We start from the raw sequence: 18932 nt of genomic DNA on the forward strand, positions 1-18932 counted from the left end.
TGGCGCCGGATTACGGCTGCGGGCGCAGGTCGATGTCCGGCGCGGCACCGTCCCTGGGGTCGAACAGGCGCTGCGGATCGCTGGGCAACAGACCCGGCTCGTCGCCGATGGGTTGGCTGAGTACGCGGATATCGCTGTACTTCTTGCTGCTCAGGTTAGTCAGGCCATTGGCGTCACGGACCACCGCCGGGCGCAGGAACACCATCAGGTTGCGCTTGACGTGGGTGTCCTCGGTGGAGCGGAACAGCCGCCCGAGCAGGGGGATGTCGCCAAGAATCGGCACTTTCGAGTCGGTGCGGGTGACGTCGTCCTGGATCAGGCCGCCAAGCACGATGACCTGGCCGTCATTGGCCAGGATGGTGCTCTTGATCGAGCGCTTGTTGGTGATCACATCGGACACCGCGACGTTGGCCGGGGAGGGCACCAGCGAGGAGATCTCCTGCTCGATCTCCAGGCGCAGGGTGGCGCCTTCGTTGATGTGCGGGGTCACCTTGAGCGTCACGCCGATGTCCTGGCGTTCGATGGTGGTGAAGGGGTTGCTCGCGCCGTCGGTGGAGGTGGTGTAGGAGCCGGTCTGGAACGGCACGTTCTGCCCCACCAGGATTTCCGCCTTCTGGTTGTCCAGGGTCAGCAGGGTCGGTGTCGACAGCAGGTTGCTCTTGCTGTTGGACGACAGCGCGGTGATCAGGGCGCCAAAGCTGCCGTTGCTGAGGCCGATGATGGCGCCATTGGGCAGCGGCGTCGGAATCTTCTCGTCCTGCAGCGCGGTGAGCACGGTGCCGATCGACAGCCCGGTGTTGTTGAAGTTGATCGCGCCGATGCCGTCGCTGCCCTTGGCCGCCCACTGCACGCCCAGGGCGTCGCGGATGTCGCCGGAAATCTCGACGATGGCGGCCTCGACCAGTACCTGGGCGCGCGGCACGTCGAGCTGGCGGACGATGTCCTCGAGCATGCTCACCGTCTCCGGGTCGGCCAGGATCACCAGGGCGTTGAGGCTTTCATCGGCGCGGATCAGCATCTGCTTGGGCTTGCCGCTGCCGCCCTCCGCGCCGCCTTCGGCGGATTTCAGGGTTTCGCTGATCTCGCCGAGGGTTTCCGCCAGGGTCTTGGCATCGTTGTGGCGCAGGCGGATCACCCGGGTATTGGACGAGCGCGAGGACGGCGTGTCGATGGATTTCGCCAGGGCCAGCATCTTCGCCCGGGCTTCGGCCGGGCCGAGCAGGATCAGGCGGTTGGTACGGCTGTCGGCGACCACCTGGGTGGCGCTGGCGGTACCCTTGGCCTGGCCGCGGTTGAGGGTATTGTTGAGCACCTCGGCGGCATCCATCACCCAGGCGTGGCGCATGTCGTACACCGTGTAGTCCTGCTGGTTGGCCTGGTCCAGCTGGCGCACCAGCTGCTCGATGCGGGCGATATTGGCCGGGCGGTCGCTGATGATCAGCGCGTTGGCCGAGGCCACGGCGGCCAGGTGGCCGTATTGCGGCACCAGCGGGCGAATCAGCGGGATCAGCTCGGCCACGGCGTTCTGCTGCACCTGCAGCACGCGGGTTTCCAGGGTGTTGGCCGTGCCTGCGGCGGAACCGTCAGCCCTGGCTTCGGCGTTGGGCACGATGCGCGCCTGGTCGTCCTCGGCGATGACCGAGAAACCGTGGGTGCTCATCACCGAGAGAAACAGCTGATAGACCTCGCTCAGGCCCAGTGGCGCTTGCGATATCACCGTGACCTGGCCCTTCACGCGCGGGTCGATGACGAAGGTCTGCCCGCTGATGCTGGACACCTGCTCGATGAAGTCGCGAATGTCCGCATCCTTCATGTTGATGGTCCAGGTTTCCCCTTGCTGGCTGCTCGCCCCCGTGGCGATGGCCGCCTGGGCCGGCGGCAGAGGGGCGCCCAGGCAGCTCACGGCCAGCAGCAGGGCGAGGGGCAGGTGTTTCGGCGGCACGCGTTTCGAGTGGGTCATGGGTTGGCTTCGGTCACTTCGGTCGCTTCGGTAGGTGCCGCGGGGGCGCCATCGTCTTCCATTTGTTGGCGGAGAACCGCTATGCGCTGCTGCAGAAGCTGGACATCCTCGCCTTGCAGTTGCTCATGCTGTTGTTCGGTGATCGGCGGCTGCGCCATGGGCTGGGTGCTGCGCGGTGTGGCGGCTGGCGTGCGCTGACGGGGGAAGTGCAGGCTTTCCTCGCGGCCGTTGCGGCTGAGTACCACGTGGTCCTGATGCACGGCCTGCAGGCGCACGCCGGCATTGAGCGGGTCGCCGACGGTCAGGCGCTGGGGTTTGCCGCCGGCGACCTGGATGAGCGCCGTGGAGCGCTGGCTGTCCGGGTTGACGAAGCTGCCCAGCAGGGTCAGCTGCAGGCTGGTCGGCGGTGCAGGCTGGTCGCTGCGGGCCTGGGCGGGCGTGCCGAACAGGTCCTGCAGGGCGTCGAGGGCGAGCTGTGCCTGGGGTGCCACGGGGGCGGCGGTGGGCGCGGGCGGCGTGGCGCGCAGCACGCGCACGAGGTCCAGGGCCTGCCACGAGAGGCTCTGGCTCATGGCGATGACCACGAGTATGCACAGGCCCGTCACGCCATGGCGACGCAGCCAGCCAGGAACACGGGTGCCCGTTGCGCTCAATGCTTCACTCCCCCAATGACTTTCTTATTGTTTGTCGCCTGGCGCTGCCTCTAGCGTGCGCCGACGCGGCCCGTCATGCGCGGGCCGCGCCAACCATACCGCAAGTCTCGGCACTGTGCGCTATCGCCAATCGGGGCGGCAATCGCCGCCGCCATCGTGCCGAGCGGCCCGCAAGCCCGCTGGCTGCTGGGCTGCTGGCGTCTGGCGGGTGCGGCAGGCTTGCCCGCGCCGCGCCAAATCCTGCGACTTTGCTGCGAAAAGCGTGATCTGTTTCAGACTTCACCGGCATCTGGTCGCTATCATCGGCCGCCAAGCGCTTTCCGTTCAACAATAAAAACAAGCCTGACGGATCACTGCCATGGAAGACCGCAAGCCGTCCTCCGCCATTTCTCCCGGTTTTGCCCGCGAGCAATTGCTGGAGCTGCTGTGCCACTGCGAACAGTTTCCCCTGACCCTGCTGCTGGCCCCCGCCGGCTCGGGCAAGTCCACCCTGCTGGCCCACTGGCAGGCCGGGGATACCCGGCGCACTGTGGTCTATTACCCGTTGCAGGCGCGTGACAACGAGCCGGTGCGCTTCTTTCGCCGCCTGGCCGAGATCATCCGCGGCCAGGTCGAAGACTTCGACATCTCCTGGTTCAACCCCTTCGCCGCCGAGATGCACCAGGCTCCCGAGGTGGTGGGCGAGTACCTGGCCGATGCCCTGGAGCGGATTGCCGGCGGCCTGTACATCGTTCTCGACGATTTCCAGCACATCATCCAGCCGACCATTCTCGACGCGCTTTCGGCCATGCTCGAGCGGCTGCCGGACAGCACGCGGGTGATCCTCTCCAGCCGCAACCATCCCGGATTTTCCCTCAGCCGGTTGAAGCTGGAGAACAAGCTGCTGTGCATCGATCAGCACGACCTGCGCCTGTCCGCCGTGCAGATCCAGCAGCTCAACGCCCACCTGGGCGGGCCGAGCCTCAGCCAGAGCTATGTCGACAGCCTGATGGCCATGACCGAGGGCTGGGTCGCCGGGGTCAAGGTGGCACTGCTGGCCTACGCGCGCTTCGGCACCATCGCCCTGGAGCGCTTCAGCGGCAGCCAGCCGGAGATCGTCGACTACTTCGGCCATGTGGTGCTCAAGCGCCTGTCGCCGCACCTGCGCGACTTCTTCCTGTGCAGCGCGATCTTCGAGCGCTTCGATGGCGAGCTCTGCGACCGCGTGCTGGAGCGCAGCGGCTCGGCGCTGCTGCTGGAGGATATCGCCGTGCGCGAGCTGTTCATGCTGCCGGTCGATCATCAGCCCGGCTGGTATCGCTACCACGCGCTGCTGCACGACTTCCTCGGCAAGCGCCTGGCGGTCGAGCAGCCGCAGCGCATCGGCCCGCTCAACCGGCGCGCGGCGCAGTGCCTGCAGCAGCGCGGCGACCTCGACCAGGCCCTGCAGCACGCCCAGCGCGCGGGCGATCCGGTGCTGTTTCGCGGCATGCTGGAAGACGCCTGCGAGCAGTGGGTGCGTTCCGGGCACTTCACCGAGGTGCTCAAGTGGCTGGAGCCGCTGCGCGAGGCCGAGCTGTTCGCCAGCCCGCGCCTGCTGGTGCCGATGGTCTATGCGCTGACCCTGTCGCGGCGCTTCCACCAGGCGCGTTACTGCCTGGACGAACTGGTCGCCCGCGCCAGCCGCGAGCCGGCGGTGGATGCGCTGACCCGGCAGCTGCTGGCGCTGAATCTGGAACTGTTCCAGTTCGATCTCGGCTTCACCCCCGGCGAGCGCTGGTCCGACCTGCTGGCGCCGGGCGTGCCGCCGGAGGTGCGCGCGCTGGCACTGACCATCCTCGCCTACCATCACCTGCTCAACGCCCGGCTGCAGCAGGCCATCAGCCTGGCGCTGGAGGCCAAGGTGCTGCTGGGGCAGACCGGGCAGAGCTTTCTGGAGAGCTACGCCGACCTGATCATCGCCCTGTGCAACCGCAACGCCTGCCGCGCCATCAGCGCGCGCAAGGATGTCTACCACGACTACCAGCGCACCGCGCGCTCGTCGCCGGCCTGGGTCAACCGGGCCACGGCCATGGTGGTGGCGCTCTACGAACAGAACCAGCTGGGCGCGGCCCAGCAGCTGTGCGAGGACCTGATGGCGGTGGTGACCTCGTCGTCGGCCACCGAGACCATCGCCACCGTGCATATCACCCTGTCGCGCCTGCTCTATCGGCGCCAGTCCGACGGCCGCGCCGGGCGCCTGCTGGAACAGCTGTCGCGCATCCTGCAGCTGGGCAACTACGCCCGTTTTGCCAGCCAGGTGGCACAGGAGAGCATGCGCCAGGCCTTCCTCGCCGGCCGCACGGCGGCGCTGGACGCCCTGGCCCAGCGCCTGGGCATCGAGGCGCGGCTGGCGGCGGGGGAGTGGGAGCGGGCGCGGCCCTACGACGAATGCTGGGAGCGCTATGGCCTGGCGGCCGTGTACTGGCTGGTGCAGCGCGGCGCCCAGCCGCGCGCCTGCCGCATCCTCAAGGTGCTCGCCGAGTCGCTGCGCCACAGCGAGATGAAGGCACGCACCCTGGTGGTCGAAGCCAACCTGCTGGTGCTCGGCGCCCCGCAGCTGGGCAGGGACGAGCAGCAGCGTGCGCTGCTGCAACTGGTGGAACGCTACGGCATCGTCAACATCAACCGTTCGGTGTTCGACGAGGCGCCCGGTTTCGCCGAGGCGGTGCTCGGCCTGCTGCAGTCGGGCCTGCTGGCGGTGCCGGAGAAGTACCGCGAGACCTATGCCGAGTTCCTCCAGGCGGAAAGCACCGCGCCGGCTCCGCCGTCGGACCTGGCCAGCCTGCTGACCGGCAAGGAGGTGGAAATCTTCGACTGCCTGCGCAGCGGCCTGTCCAACACGCAGATCAGCGCGCGCATGGGCATCGCCCTGTCCACCACCAAGTGGCACCTGAAGAACATCTACTCGAAGCTGAACCTCGCCAACCGCACCGAGGCCATCCTCAGCCAGCATCCGCGCAGCTGATCGCCGCGACCAGCGGCAGGCGAATCGGCGCTTTCCCCTCCCTGGGAGGGGGGGAGGGGGCGGCGCAAATCCCTACTCTCCCGGCTGCCGGAAAATCCGGCCCCCATCCGTAATCACTACAAGAACAATCGGGAGATATTGCCATGTCTGTTTGGGTCACATGGCCGAGTCTGGTCAAGCTCGGCACCCTGGGCATTTATGCCGGCCTGATCACGCTCGCGCTGGAGCGCGATGTGCTGTTCAAGAACAACCTGTTCGACGTCGACAACCTGCCGGCGGCCAATGCCAGCATCACCTGTGACGCGCGCAGCCAGACCGCACGCACCGAGGACGGTACCTGTAACATCCTCGCCAACCCGGCCGAAGGCTCGGTCTACCGCCGGTTCGGGCGTAACGTCGACCCCACCGTCACCCACGGCGAGACCGAGGCGGACACCCTGCTCAGTCCCAACCCGCGCGAAGTCAGTAACCTGCTGATGGCCCGCGGCGAGTTCAAGCCGGCGCCGAGCCTCAACTTCATCGCCGCCTCGTGGATCCAGTTCATGGTCCACGACTGGGTCGACCACGGCGCCAATGCCGAAGACAACCCGATCCAGATCCCGCTACCGGCCGGCGACTCCTTCGGCGCGGGCAGCCTGTCGGTGCGCCGCACCCAGCCCGACCCGACCCGTACCGCCGCCGAAGCCGGCAAGCCGCAGACCTACCGCAACCACAACACCCACTGGTGGGACGGCTCGCAGCTGTATGGCAGCAGCAAGGAAGCCAACGACGAAGTGCGTTCCTTTGTCGACGGCAAGCTGAAGATCAATGCCGATGGCACCCTGCCGCGCGACCTGTTCAGCGGCAAGCCGATCACCGGGTTCAACGAGAACTGGTGGGTCGGCCTGAGCATGCTGCACCAGCTGTTCACTAAGGAACACAACGCCATCGCCAGCATGCTCAAGCAGAAGTACCCGAGCCAGAGCGACCAGTGGCTGTACGACCATGCGCGCCTGGTCAACTCGGCGCTGATGGCCAAGATCCACACCGTGGAATGGACCCCGGCGGTGATCGCCAACCCGGTCACCGAACGGGCCATGTACGCCAACTGGTGGGGCCTGCTGGGCTCCGGGCCGAACCGCGACAAGTACCAGGAGGAGGCGCGCATGCTGCAGGAGGACCTGGCTAGCTCGGACTCCTTCGTCCTGCGCATCCTCGGCATCGACGGCGACCAGGCCGGCAGCTCGGCCATCGACCATGCCCTGGCCGGTATCGTCGGTTCGACCAACCCGAACAACTACGGCGTGCCGTATACCCTCACCGAGGAATTCGTCGCCGTCTACCGCATGCACCCGCTGATGCGCGACAAGGTGGATGTCTACGACATCGGCTCGAACCAGATTGCCCACTCGATCCCGCTGCCGGACACCCGTGACCGCGACGCCGAGAACCTGCTGTCCAGCGAAAGCCCGGAGCGTCTGTGGTACTCCTTCGGCATCACCAACCCGGGTTCGCTGACTCTCAACAACTACCCGAACTTCCTGCGCAACCTGTCTGTGCCGCTGGTGGGCAACATCGACCTGGCGACCATCGACGTGCTGCGCGACCGCGAGCGTGGCGTGCCGCGCTACAACGAGTTCCGCCGCGAGATCGGCCTCAATCCGATCACCAAGTTCGAGGACCTGACCACCGACGCGGCCACCCTGGCCAACCTCAAGCGCGTCTACGGCAACGACATCGAGAAGATCGACACCCTGGTCGGCATGCTCGCCGAAACCGTGCGCCCGGACGGCTTCGCCTTCGGCGAGACGGCCTTCCAGATCTTCATCATGAACGCCTCGCGCCGGCTGATGACCGACCGTTTCTACACCAAGGACTACCGCCCGGAGATCTACACCGCCGAAGGCCTGGCCTGGGTGGAAAACACCACCATGGTCGACGTGCTCAAGCGCCACAACCCGCAGCTCGACAGCAGCCTGCTGGGCGTGGAAAACGCCTTCAAGCCCTGGGGCCTGAACATCCCCGCCGACTACGAGAACTGGCCGGCCCAGGCCAAGCAGGACAACCTGTGGGTCAACGGCGCGCTGCGCACCCAGTACGCCGAAGGCCAGTTGCCGGCGATCCCGCCGGTGGACGTCGGCGGGCTGATCGGCTCGGTACTGTGGAAGAAGGTGCAGGAGCGCACCGACGTCGCCCCGGTCGGCCATCAGAAGGCCATGCACCCCAATGGCGTGATGGCCAAGGTCAAGTTCATTCCGGTTGCTGGCAACCCCTACACCGGCCTGTTCCAGGGCGCCGACAACGGCCTGCTGCGTCTGTCGGTGGCCGGTGACCCGGCACAGAACGGCTTCCAGCCGGGGCTGGCGTGGAAGGCCTTCGTCAACGGCAAGCCGTCGCAGAACGTCTCCGCGCTGTACAGCCTCAGCGGCCAGGGCAGCAACTACAACTTCTTCGCCAACGAGCTGTCGCAGTACGTGGTGCCGGAAGTCAACGACACCCTGGGCACCACCATCCTGTTCTCGGCGGTGAGCCTGAAGCCGACCCTGCTGCGGGTCGACGACTTCGCCGAGGTCACCCAGAACGGCCAGGCCGTGGCCACGCCCAAGGCACCGACACAGCTCTACTTCGTGCCGAAAAGCGAGCTGCGCAGCCTGTTCTCCACGGCCGCTCACGACTTCCGCACGGATCTGGCCACGCTGACCAGCGGTACCAAGCTGTACGACGTCTACGCCACCTCGATGGAGATCAAGACCTCGATCATTCCGTCCATCAGCCGCAGCTACGCCCAGCAGCGTCGCAGCAGTGCGGTGAAGGTCGGCGAGCTGGAGCTGACCTCGCCGCTGATCGCCTCGGCATTCGGTGACAGCGGGGTGTTCTTCAAGCACCAGCGCCACGAAGACAAGTAAACCGGCGGCGCAACCCACCCAGTAGCACCAGGCCCCGGCTCATGCCGGGGCCTTTTTTATCCGGTGCCGTTCTGTGACTGCCCGCACTGTCGCGACAAAGTGTGAAATGGGGACTGTGAAATGGGGACAGATTTATTTATCTCCCCCGCGTAGGCAGGAGTCCATGGTGCAGGCGACTGGCCGTCACTCGGTCGATCAAACAACAGATAACGGCTACATAGCCTTACTAATGTCTGGCAAGCTCCCTGCCAGGCTCAGTCTCTTTGCCAAGGAAGGAATATTGTCATGCCCAGGATGGGACGCGTGGTTTTACCGAATTATCCACACCATATCGTGCAGCGCGGCCACAACCGGCAGGTGGTGTTTGTGCAGCGCGAGGATCATGAGCGTTACCTGGCTGATTTGCGCGAGCTGAAACAGGCTTTCGGCGTGAAGGTATACGCCTACTGCCTGATGACCAATCATGTGCATCTGCTGTTGCAACCAGATACTGCGACAGGCTTGGGGCAGTTGATGAAGGCGCTGGCAGCACGGATGACGCGCTATCGCAATCGATTGGAGGGGCGCTCCGGAACCTTGTGGGAGAGCCGCTACAAGTCCAGCTTGGTGCAGTCCGATACTTATCTTCTGGCCTGTTGTCGCTATATCGAACTCAACCCTGTGCGGGCCAAAATGGCAACTGGTGCTGGTGACTATTCTTGGTCAAGCTATCGGCAGCGGATGGACGGAGGAGGTTGGTTGGACAGCGATCCTTGCTATCTGGCATTGGGTGCTGATGAGCTGGCAAGACGGCAGCGCTACCAAGCGTTTGTCGCTCAAGCTGTCGATACGCTGGAGTTGCAGACCATTCGTAATGCATTACAGCGTGGACAACTTACGGGCAACACTAGGTTTATCGAGGAAGTTGAGAAATTGATCGGCAAACGCATTGAGGTGCGTGCTCAGGGGCGGCCGTGTGGGGGTAAATAAATCTGTCCCCTTTAATTTATTATTTGATGGATATGATCCTGAAAAAAAAGCCGGATTCTCGCAGGAGTTTGTCGACAACCTGAAGACTGCCTGGCGTTGGACGGACAAATTCAATGATGCGCAGGATAAAGTCAGCGAATATCTGGACTTTCTGCCGGAGGCCGAAATGGAGCTGAATATTGATTTGGAGGAGTATATTCCCGGCGATCTTCGGAAAATGGTCGACGATGCCGCTAAGGATTTCGCCATCGACTTGGACTTAAGGTGCGACGATGATTGATTTAAGTGAGTTTTTTCCAGTCGGAACAGATCTGAAGACTGCGGAGCGCAAGGCGCTATATGTCGATATTTTGAAAGTGACCGAACACTGCTTCGCCAATATGCCAAGTAGCTTTGCTCAGGCATTCAAGCGCCTGTTCTTTCAAGGGGAGCTGGAAGGCTACGGCAGCTTCGATGGTATAGAGGTCTTCTATATCTGCTTGAGCCTGCCGGAGGCCGGTGTCGAGCAGTATGTCAAGGTGCTTGAGCGCTTTGAGGGTTATGGCAATTGTCGTGCAGTCTATATGCTGCGCGCTTGGTTGGATGTTTGTGTTCCTAGATACCCATTGCAGCGTGAGCATTGGGTTTTTATGTTGTTGGCTATTGATCAATACGATCAGGTACACCCCGAGAAGGATAGAGCGCTTGGGTCGGACTGTTTAATAGCTTTCTTAAATTCTACATTTGCCGCTTTGGCATATAAGGGGGGGGTTCAATATTGCTTAGGGGTGTGTTTGTTTGATCGGGCGGACGCTGAGTTTAGTAATGGGTTGCGGTTGGCTTCTCGTGGGGATTTAGAGTGTTTGAAAGAGAACCTGTTAGCTCTGTTTGGTGCAGTGCCTAAGAAAACAGAGGCTTATTTAGACTCTTGGTTTATTGGCTTCTGTCAGCGCTATTTTTCAAGACGTGACCTGAGTCCGGCTTTTTTGCAGTTTTGTGATGAACTTTATCAGATGATACCTGCGGGGCAGCGGATTAGTTGGCGGGATGAGTCTCTTTTTGTTCCCGGCCTTCAGTAGTAATGCGTTTTTCTCTCAGACTCAAGAGGGGCGTGAGTTATGGAAATAGCCTTTTATGTGTTGGCTCGTAGTTCTCGACTCGAATTGTTAGAAAAACTGGCTTTGAATCTTACTCCAGATAAGCCGGTGTTCGTCGAGGATGTTGAGCCAGAATGGCAGGTGCTTTATAAGGCTCTGGAGTTCATGCCATGGCCGAGAGTGCTGGAGTTTCTGGATGAGCGGGTTCTATTGATTGGCTGGAGCGTTGACTTCGACCCCTTCGAGCTGGCCTCTTTAGTCAAGCCATTATTGGCGGCAGGCGCCCAGGTGCCAGTGGGTGCGGTTAGGCTCGAAGAGGGTGAGGTCTTTCGGGTACAAACCTCGCCCGAGGTTTGTGTGATTTATGAGCCGATCAATCATGACTTCTCCGACGACAAGGAGTTGATCGCTTGGCTATGTCGTGAGGCACAGAAGCTCTGAGGCCGTTTGTCTTACTCCAATCTGGTGCTGGCCATACACATTTCATATTGCTGAATTTCTGGTCGTAGTCGTACTTTAAGTTCGGCGCGCGTTATATCTGCACAATCAGGAAAAGGGGACCAGGAAAAGGGGACAGATTTATTTTCCAGATTTATTTTCCAATTTCCCCTCTCTGTCCTCGGCAGTAAGCCTGAAGCCGACCCTGCTGCGGGTCGCCGACTTCGCCAAGGCCGCGCAGAACGGCCAGGTGGGAGCCACTCCCGTTGCGCAGCCGTTCCCCCGTGCCTCTCACGACTTCCATAGTGATCGGCTCACCCTGACCACCGGTACTAACCCGCCCAGTACCATCAGGCCCCGGCTCATGCCGGGGCCTTTTTTATCCGGTGCCGTTCTGTGACTGCCCGCACTGTCGCGACAAAGCGCAGCCGCGGGCCTTTATTTTTCCGGCGAATCCGTTAACTTGGCCGCTCTGCTGCGCCACATAACAATAAGAACCGATGCAATCCGCCATTCAGGAACGGGGCCGCGCATGTCCAGCGATATTCACGCCGCGCTAGCGGCTCCGGTAGTGGTGCCGTTGCGCCCGCTGCCCTTCGCCTTTGCCAAACGCCATGGCGTACTGCTGCGCGAAGACGCCGGCCAGGTCAGCCTGTGCCTGCGCGAAGGCGCGAGCCTGACGGCCCTGCAGGAAGCCCAGCGCTTCGCCCGCCAGGTGCTGGCGCTGCACTGGCTGAGCCCGGCCGAATTCGAACAGGCGCTGACCACCGCCTACCAGCGCGACTCCTCGGAAGTGCGGCTGATGGCCGAAGGCCTCGGCGCCGAGCTGGACCTGGCCAGCCTGGCGGAAATGACCCCGGAATCCGGCGACCTGCTGGAGCAGGAAGACGACGCACCGATCATCCGCCTGATCAACGCCATCCTCGGCGAGGCGATCAAGGCCGGCGCCTCCGACATTCACCTGGAAACCTTCGAGAAACGCCTGGTGGTGCGCTTTCGGGTCGACGGCATCCTCCGTGAAGTGATCGAGCCGCGCCGCGAACTGGCGGCACTGCTGGTCTCGCGGGTCAAGGTCATGGCGCGGCTGGACATCGCCGAGAAGCGCGTGCCGCAGGACGGGCGTATCTCGCTCAAGGTCGGCGGCCGCGAAGTGGATATCCGCGTCTCCACCTTGCCCTCGGCCAACGGCGAGCGGGTGGTCCTGCGCCTGCTCGACAAGCAGGCCGGGCGCCTGTCGCTCACCCACCTGGGCATGAGTGAGCGCGACCGCCGCCTGCTCGACGAGAACCTGCGCAAGCCCCATGGCATCCTGCTGGTCACCGGCCCCACCGGTTCGGGCAAGACCACCACGCTGTACGCCGGCCTGGTCACCCTGAATGACCGCACGCGCAACATCCTCACCGTCGAAGACCCGATCGAGTACTACCTCGAAGGCATCGGCCAGACCCAGGTCAACCCGCGTGTCGACATGACCTTCGCCCGCGGCCTGCGCGCCATCCTCCGTCAGGACCCGGACGTGGTGATGGTCGGCGAGATCCGCGACCAGGAAACCGCCGACATCGCCGTGCAGGCCTCGCTGACCGGCCACCTGGTGCTGTCCACCCTGCACACCAACAGTGCGGTCGGCGCGGTGACCCGCCTGGTCGACATGGGCGTCGAGCCGTTCCTGCTTTCTTCCTCCTTGCTCGGCGTGCTGGCCCAGCGCCTGGTGCGCGTGCTCTGTCCGCATTGCCGCGCGGCGCGCCCGGCCGATGAGGCCGAATGCACGTTGCTCGGCCTCGACCCGCATGCCGCGCCGACCATCTACCACGCCCAGGGCTGCAGCGAGTGCCACCAGCAGGGCTACCGCGGGCGTACCGGGATCTACGAACTGGTGATCTTCGACGAGCAGATGCGCACCCTGGTGCACAACGGCGCCGGCGAACAGGAGCTGACCCGCCATGCGCGCAGCCTCGGCCCCGGCATCCGCGAGGACGGCCGGCGCAAGGTGCTGGAAGGGGTGACCACCCTGGAAGAAGTGCTGCGCGTCACCCGGGAAGACTGATGGCCGCCTTCGAATACATCGCCCTCGACGCCAAGGGTCGCCAGCAGAAGGGCGTACTGGAAGCCGACAGCGCCCGCCAGGTACGCCAGCTGCTGCGCGAGAAGCAACTGGCACCGCTGCAGGTGGAAGCCATGCGCAGCCGCGAGGCGCCGCAGGGCAGTGGCTTCAGCCTGCGCCGCGGGCTGGCCGCGCGCGACCTGGCCCTGGTCACCCGCCAGCTGGCGACCCTGATCGGCGCCGCGCTGCCGATCGAGGAAGCCTTGCGCGCCGCCGCCGCGCAGTCACGCCAGCCGCGGATCCAGTCGATGCTGCTGGCCGTGCGCGCCCGCGTGCTCGAAGGCCACGGTCTGGCCGCCAGCCTGGCGGCGTTTCCGGCGGCGTTTCCCGAGCTGTACCGCGCCACCGTGGCGGCCGGCGAGCATGCCGGGCACCTGGGCCCGGTGCTGGAGCAGCTGGCCGACTACACCGAGCAACGCCAGCAGTCGCGGCAGAAGGTGCAGCTGGCGCTGCTCTATCCGCTGATCCTGATGATCACCTCGCTAATCATCGTCGGCTTCCTGCTCGGCTACGTGGTGCCGGACGTGGTGCGGGTGTTCATCGACTCCGGGCAGACCCTGCCGGCGTTGACCCGTGGCCTGATTCTGGTCAGCGAGCTGGTCAAGGGCTGGGGCGCTCTGGCGCTGATCCTCATCGTGCTTGGCGTGCTGGGCTTTCGCCGGGCGCTGCGCGAGGAGGGCATGCGCCAGCGCTGGCACGGCTTCGTCCTGCGCGTGCCGCTGGTTGGCGGGCTGGTCCGCGCCACCGAGACCGCGCGCTTCGCCTCGACTCTGGCAATCCTGGTGCGCAGCGGCGTGCCGTTGGTCGAGGCGCTGGCGATTGGCAGCGAGGTGGTGGTCAACCGGGTCATCCGTGGTGACGTGATCCAGGCCACCCAGCGCGTGCGCGAGGGCGGCAGCCTGTCGCGGGCGCTGGAGGCCAGCCGGCAGTTCCCACCGATGATGCTGCACATGATCGCCAGCGGCGAACGCTCCGGCGAACTGGACCAGATGCTGGCGCGTACCGCGCGCAATCAGGAAAACGACCTGGCGGCCACCATCGGCCTGCTGGTGGGGCTGTTCGAGCCGTTCATGCTGGTCTTCATGGGGGCGGTGGTGCTGGTGATCGTGCTGGCCATCCTTCTGCCGATTTTGTCTTTGAACCAACTGGTGGGTTGAAAACGATGCACAAGCAACAAGGCTTCACGCTGATTGAAATCATGGTGGTGGTGGTGATCCTCGGAATCCTCGCCGCGCTGGTGGTGCCGCAGGTGATGGGCCGGCCGGACCAGGCCAAGGTCACCGTGGCACAGAACGATATCCGCGCCATCGGCGCCGCCCTGGACATGTACAAGCTGGACAACCAGAACTACCCGAGCACCCAGCAGGGCCTCGAGGCGCTGGTGAAGAAGCCCAGCGGCAACCCGCCGGCGAAGAACTGGAACGCCGAGGGCTATCTGAAGAAGCTGCCGGTCGATCCCTGGGGCAACACCTACCTGTACCTGGCGCCGGGCACCCACGGCAAGATCGACCTCTACTCCCTGGGCGCCGACGGCCAGGAAGGCGGCGAGGGCGGCGACGCCGATATCGGCAACTGGGATCTCTGATTCTCGATGAGGGCCGCGCGCGGCTTTACCTTGGTCGAGTTGCTGGCGGTGCTGGTGATACTCGGCGCCCTGACCGGCATGGCCGTGCTCGGCAGTGGCATGGCCGCCAGCCCGGTGCGCCAGTTGCACGACGAAGCCGAACGCCTGACCGGCCTGCTGCGCGTGCTGCTCGACGAAGCCGTGCTGGATAACCGCGAATACGGTGTGCGCTTCGAGCGCCAGTCCTACCAGGTGTTGCGCTACGAGCCACAGCGTGGTCAGTGGCAGGCGCTGGAAGACGACGCCAGGGTGCACGGCCTGCCCGACTGGGTGGAGCTGAGCATCGAGCTGGACGAGCAGGCCCTGACCCTGCCCAGCCGCACCGGCAAGGGCGCGGCGAAGACGCCGGTGCCGCAATTGCTGATCCTCTCCAGCGGCGAACTCAGCCCGTTTCGCCTGCGCCTGTCCGGGCGCGAGCGCGGTGCCCCGGCGCTGCTGATCTCCAGCGACGGCTTCGGCGAGCCGCTGATCGCGGCGGAAAAAGCCTCGGGGCAGCAGCCATGAGGCGCGCGCGCGGTTTCACCCTGCTGGAAGTGCTGGTGGCCCTGGGCATCTTCGCCCTGGTCGCCGCCAGCGTGCTGAGCGCCACCGCGCGCTCGCTGCAGACCGCCGCGCGCCTGGAAGACAAGACCTTCGCCCTGTGGCTGGCGGACAATCGCCTGCAGGAGCTGCAACTGGCCGAGACGCTGCCGGCCGACGGCGGCGAGCAAGGCGAGGAAAGCTACGCCGGCCGGCGCTGGCTGTGGCAGAGCGAGGTGGAGGAAACCAGCGAGCCGGGCATGCGCCGGGCCACCGTCTGGGTCGCTCTGCGCCCCGAGAGCGGCCTGCGCGGCAAGGTCGAGGAGCAGGCGCTGGTGACGCTGACCGGGTTCCTCGGGGGCGAGCCATGAGGTGCAGCCGCGGTTTCACCCTGCTCGAGCTGCTGATCGCCATCGCCATCTTCGCCTTGCTCGGCCTGGCCACCTACCGCATGTTCGACAGCGTGATGCAGGCCGACCGCGGCCAGCGCGCCCAGGAACAGCGCCTGCGCGAGCTGACCCGGGCCATGGCCGCTTTCGAACGCGATCTGCTGCAGGTCTGGCCGCGCCCGGTGCGAGACCCGCTGGGCGATGCGCAGCCGGCGCTGCTGGGCGACAGCGGCAAGAGCAGCAGCCTGGAATTTACCCGCAATGGCTGGCGCAACCCGCTGGGCCTGCCGCGGGCCACCCTGCAGCGGGTACGCTGGCAGTTGCAGGGCGAGCAGTGGCAGCGCAGCTACTGGGCGGTGCTGGATCAGGCCCAGGACAGCCAGCCACGGGTACAGCAGGCGCTTGACGGGGTGCAGCGTTTCGAACTGCGCTTTCTCGATGAGAACGGGCGCTGGCTGCAGAACTGGCCGCCGGCCAACAGCAGCGCCGAGGAGGCGTTGAGCCAGTTGCCCAAGGCGCTCGAGCTGGTCATCGAACACCGCCACTATGGCGAGTTGCGACGTCTCTGGCGCCTGCCGGAAAGCGCTGCCGCCGGCCAGCAGACGCTGCCCGATGCAAGCGGCGGGGCGGATGGCGGCGAGCTGTTGCCCGAGGAGCCGGCCGTGGAGCCACCGGCATGAGCCGCCAGCGCGGGGTGGCGCTGATCACCGTGCTGCTGGTGGTGGCCCTGGTCAGCGTGGTCTGCACCGGCCTGGTGCTGCGCCAGCAACTGGCCATTCGCAGCACCGGCAACCAGTTGCTGGTGCGCCAGGCGCAGTACTACGCCGAGGGTGGCGAGCTGCTGGCCAAGGCCATCCTGCAGCGCGACCTGCGCGAGGGCGATCCGCGCCAGCCGCTGGATCACCTGGGCGAGCCCTGGGCCAACCCGAAGCTGAATTTTCCCCTGGACGAAGGCGGCGAGCTGCGCCTGCGCATCGTCGACCTGTCCGGGCGGTTCAATCTCAACAGCCTGGCGGCCGGTGGCGAGGCCACGGAGATCGCCCGGCAGCGCCTGCGTCGTCTGCTGGGGCAGTTGCAGTTGCCGCTCGACTATGCCGAGCGCCTGCAGGACTGGCTCGACCAGGATCAGGACAGCCAGGGCGCCAGCGGCGCCGAGGATGGCCAATACCTGCTGCTGCAGCCGCCCTACCGCACCGGGCCGGGGCTGATCCGCGAAGTCTCCGAGCTGCGCCTGCTGCTGGGCATGCAGGAGGCCGAATACCGGCGCTTGCTGCCTTTCGTCAGCGCCTTGCCGCCCGCGGCCGGGCTGAACGTGAATACCGCCAGCGCTCCGCTGCTGGCCAGCCTGGACGATGGCATTTCGCCGCAGGCGGTGGAGGCGGTGCTGGCCATGCAGCGCCAGGGTGGCTATAGCGACCCCGGCGACGCCCTGCAACAGCTCGGGGTGGAGGCGTCGGCCCAGGGGCTGGCGGTCGGCAGCCAGTATTTCCAGGTGAGCAGCGAGGCCAGCCTGGGCGAGCGCCGTCAGGTGCTGGTCAGTTATCTGCAGCGCGGCAATGATGGGCGCGTCCGCGTCCTGGCGCGCGATCTGGGGCAAGCCGGCATTGCGCCGCCCGAGCCCGTCAAGGAGTCCAAGCAATGAGTGCGCTTTGTCTGTTTCTGCCGCCGGCGGCCTGTGCCGCGGTCGATCCCGAGTTGCCGGTGCGGCGCGCGCAGGGCGATGCCGTCGAGCAGCTGCCGTTCGCCGCTGCCGTGCCGCCGGTGAACCAGGTCTGGCGCCTGATCCTGCCGGTGGAGGCGGTGACCATCTGCGCCGTGCAGCTGCCGACCACCAAGGCGCGCTGGCTGCACAAGGCGTTGCCGTTCGCCGTCGAGGAGCTGCTGGCCGAGGACGTGGAGCTGTTCCACCTGTGCGTCGGCGAAGCCCTGGCCGATGGCCGGCGGCGCGTGTATGCCGTGCGCCGCGACTGGCTGGCCGGCTGGCTGGCGCTGTGCGGCGAGTGTTCGCCGCAGTCTATCGAGGTGGATGCCGACCTGATCGGCGGCGAAGGCAGCCAGTTGCTCTGCCTGGGCCAGCGCTGGCTGCTCGGCGGCAGCGCCGAGGCGCGCCTGGCCCTGCAGGCGGCAGAATGGCCGCAGCTGCAGGCGCTCTGCCCGTCGCCGCGGGTGGCCCATGTGGCCACCGGCCAGGCCGCGCCGGCGCAGGTCGACGAATGCCACGAGCTGGCCCAGCCCTATGTCTGGCTGGCCCGGCAGAAGGCCGCCGGCAATCTGGCCCAGGGCGCCTTCGCCCGGCGCGAGCCGTCCACCGGCCTGGGCCGCTGGCGGCCGCTGCTGGGGCTGCTCGGCCTGTGGCTGGTGCTGCAGTGGGGCTTCAACCTGGTGCAGGGCTGGCAACTGCAGCGCGAGGCCGAGGGCTACGCCAGTGCCAGCGAGGCGCTGTACCGCGAGCTGTTCCCGGATGACAGCAAGCTGATCAACCTGCGCGCGCAGTTCGACCAGCACCTGGCCGAGGCCGAGGGCGGCGGGCAGAACCTGCTGCTCGGTCTGCTCGATCAGGCGGCCCGGGTGATCAATGCCGAGGGGGGCCAGGTGCGCGTCGAACAGCTGGATTTCAATGCCCAGCGCGGCGATCTGGCGCTGAATCTGCAGGCGCGCGACTTCGCCGCGCTGGAGCGCCTGCGCACGCGCCTGCAGGAAGCCGGGCTGGCGGTCGAGATGGGCTCGGCCAGCCGCGAGGACAGTGGCGTCAGTGCGCGCCTGGTGATCGGGGGTAATGGATGAGCCGTTTCAATGCTCTGACCGCGCCGCTGCAGGCGCGCCTGGAAATGCTGGGCTGGCTGCCCTACTGGCGCGGCCTGGCGGCCCGGGATCGGCTGGCCCTGGGCCTGCTCGGCCTGTTCCTGCTGCTGGCGCTGCTCTACCTGCTGCTCTGGCACCCGGCGGCGCAGCAGGTGGTGCAGGCGCGCAACTACCTGCAGCAGCAGCGCACGCTGCACCAGTACCTGCAGGCGCATGCACCGCAGTTGCGTGCGCACAGCGGCAAGCCGCAGGTCAGCGTCGAGCCGGCGCAGCTGCAAGGGCTGGTCACCGCCAGCGCCAGCAGCCAGGGGCTGAATATCGAGCGGCTGGACAGCCAGGGCGATGGTGCGGTGCAGGTCAGCCTGCAGCCGGCCGAGTTCGGCCGTTTGCTGCAGTGGCTGGTGAGCCTGGACGAGCAGGGCATCCGCGTCGAAGAGGCGGGGCTGGAGCGGGCCGACAAGGACCTGGTCAGCAGTCGCCTGCTGCTGCGCAGCGGTAGCTGAACCTCACCCTTGGCGGGCATGCCGGCG

17 protein-coding genes are annotated in these 18932 nt (G+C 65.7%); 15 read left to right on the plus strand and 2 right to left on the minus strand.

The window, feature by feature from the left end; translation table 11 throughout:
- Positions 1 to 10 precede the first annotated feature (10 nt).
- Both gspD and F3I62_RS16955 read right to left on the minus strand, forming a co-directional pair.
- Positions 11 to 1960: a type II secretion system secretin GspD gene (gene gspD, locus F3I62_RS16950; RefSeq protein ID WP_160490823.1), complete on the minus strand. Its 1950-nt coding sequence runs from the start codon at positions 1958 to 1960 to the stop codon at positions 11 to 13.
- The gene (locus F3I62_RS16955) at positions 1957 to 2565 is read right to left on the minus strand and encodes a type II secretion system protein N (RefSeq protein ID WP_372240151.1); all 609 of its coding nucleotides are present in this window, start codon (positions 2563 to 2565) and stop codon (positions 1957 to 1959) included. Before F3I62_RS16955 ends, gspD begins: the two co-directional genes overlap by 4 nt.
- A gap of 406 nt (positions 2566 to 2971) precedes the next feature.
- On the opposite strand from F3I62_RS16955, the gene F3I62_RS16960 reads away from it, so the two are divergent.
- The 15 genes from F3I62_RS16960 to F3I62_RS17030 all read left to right on the plus strand — a co-directional run bounded on the left by F3I62_RS16960 (position 2972) and on the right by F3I62_RS17030 (position 18905).
- Complete coding sequence (locus F3I62_RS16960) at positions 2972 to 5599, plus strand: LuxR C-terminal-related transcriptional regulator (RefSeq protein WP_160490825.1); 2628 nt, start codon at positions 2972 to 2974, stop codon at positions 5597 to 5599.
- Positions 5600 to 5742: 143 nt separating this feature from the next.
- A complete protein-coding gene (locus tag F3I62_RS16965; protein WP_160490826.1) occupies positions 5743 to 8484 on the plus strand; it encodes a peroxidase family protein in 2742 nt (913 codons plus the stop codon).
- Between the two features lie 285 nt (positions 8485 to 8769).
- A complete protein-coding gene (locus tag F3I62_RS16970; protein WP_160490827.1) occupies positions 8770 to 9453 on the plus strand; it encodes a transposase in 684 nt (227 codons plus the stop codon).
- Positions 9440 to 9733, plus strand: coding sequence for a hypothetical protein (locus tag F3I62_RS16975; protein WP_160490828.1), 294 nt, complete (start codon positions 9440 to 9442; stop codon positions 9731 to 9733). The genes F3I62_RS16970 and F3I62_RS16975 overlap by 14 nt, the downstream gene beginning before the upstream one ends.
- Entirely contained in the window at positions 9726 to 10511 is a 786-nt protein-coding gene (locus tag F3I62_RS16980; protein ID WP_160490829.1) for a hypothetical protein, read from the plus strand. The genes F3I62_RS16975 and F3I62_RS16980 overlap by 8 nt, the downstream gene beginning before the upstream one ends.
- 39 nt (positions 10512 to 10550) lie before the next feature.
- On the plus strand, positions 10551 to 10970 hold the full coding sequence (locus tag F3I62_RS16985) for a hypothetical protein (RefSeq protein WP_160490830.1): 420 nt from the start codon (positions 10551 to 10553) through the stop codon (positions 10968 to 10970).
- A 529-nt stretch (positions 10971 to 11499) separates the two neighbouring features.
- Positions 11500 to 13011, plus strand: coding sequence for a type II secretion system ATPase GspE (gene gspE / locus F3I62_RS16990; protein WP_160490831.1), 1512 nt, complete (start codon positions 11500 to 11502; stop codon positions 13009 to 13011).
- Positions 13011 to 14225, plus strand: coding sequence for a GspF family T2SS innner membrane protein variant XcpS (gene xcpS, locus F3I62_RS16995; RefSeq protein WP_160490832.1), 1215 nt, complete (start codon positions 13011 to 13013; stop codon positions 14223 to 14225). The genes gspE and xcpS overlap by 1 nt, the downstream gene beginning before the upstream one ends.
- Before the next feature lie 5 nt (positions 14226 to 14230).
- Complete coding sequence (gene gspG / locus F3I62_RS17000; RefSeq protein ID WP_160490833.1) at positions 14231 to 14653, plus strand: type II secretion system major pseudopilin GspG; 423 nt, start codon at positions 14231 to 14233, stop codon at positions 14651 to 14653.
- 6 nt (positions 14654 to 14659) lie between these two features.
- Positions 14660 to 15196 (plus strand): type II secretion system minor pseudopilin GspH, encoded by a 537-nt coding sequence (gene gspH / locus F3I62_RS17005; RefSeq protein WP_160490834.1) that lies wholly within the window; start codon positions 14660 to 14662, stop codon positions 15194 to 15196.
- The gene (gene gspI, locus F3I62_RS17010; protein WP_160490835.1) at positions 15193 to 15582 is read left to right on the plus strand and encodes a type II secretion system minor pseudopilin GspI; all 390 of its coding nucleotides are present in this window, start codon (positions 15193 to 15195) and stop codon (positions 15580 to 15582) included. The genes gspH and gspI overlap by 4 nt, the downstream gene beginning before the upstream one ends.
- Positions 15579 to 16280, plus strand: coding sequence for a type II secretion system minor pseudopilin GspJ (gspJ, locus tag F3I62_RS17015; protein WP_160490836.1), 702 nt, complete (start codon positions 15579 to 15581; stop codon positions 16278 to 16280). Before gspI ends, gspJ begins: the two co-directional genes overlap by 4 nt.
- A complete protein-coding gene (gene gspK, locus F3I62_RS17020) occupies positions 16277 to 17242 on the plus strand; it encodes a type II secretion system minor pseudopilin GspK (protein ID WP_160490837.1) in 966 nt (321 codons plus the stop codon). The genes gspJ and gspK overlap by 4 nt, the downstream gene beginning before the upstream one ends.
- A complete protein-coding gene (gene gspL / locus F3I62_RS17025) occupies positions 17239 to 18384 on the plus strand; it encodes a type II secretion system protein GspL (protein WP_160490838.1) in 1146 nt (381 codons plus the stop codon). The genes gspK and gspL overlap by 4 nt, the downstream gene beginning before the upstream one ends.
- The gene (locus F3I62_RS17030; RefSeq protein ID WP_256667804.1) at positions 18381 to 18905 is read left to right on the plus strand and encodes a type II secretion system protein M; all 525 of its coding nucleotides are present in this window, start codon (positions 18381 to 18383) and stop codon (positions 18903 to 18905) included. Before gspL ends, F3I62_RS17030 begins: the two co-directional genes overlap by 4 nt.
- The last annotated feature ends 27 nt before the right edge of the window (positions 18906 to 18932 follow it).

Source organism: Pseudomonas sp. R-28-1W-6, assembly GCF_009799925.1.
GTDB lineage: Bacteria > Pseudomonadota > Gammaproteobacteria > Pseudomonadales > Pseudomonadaceae > Aquipseudomonas.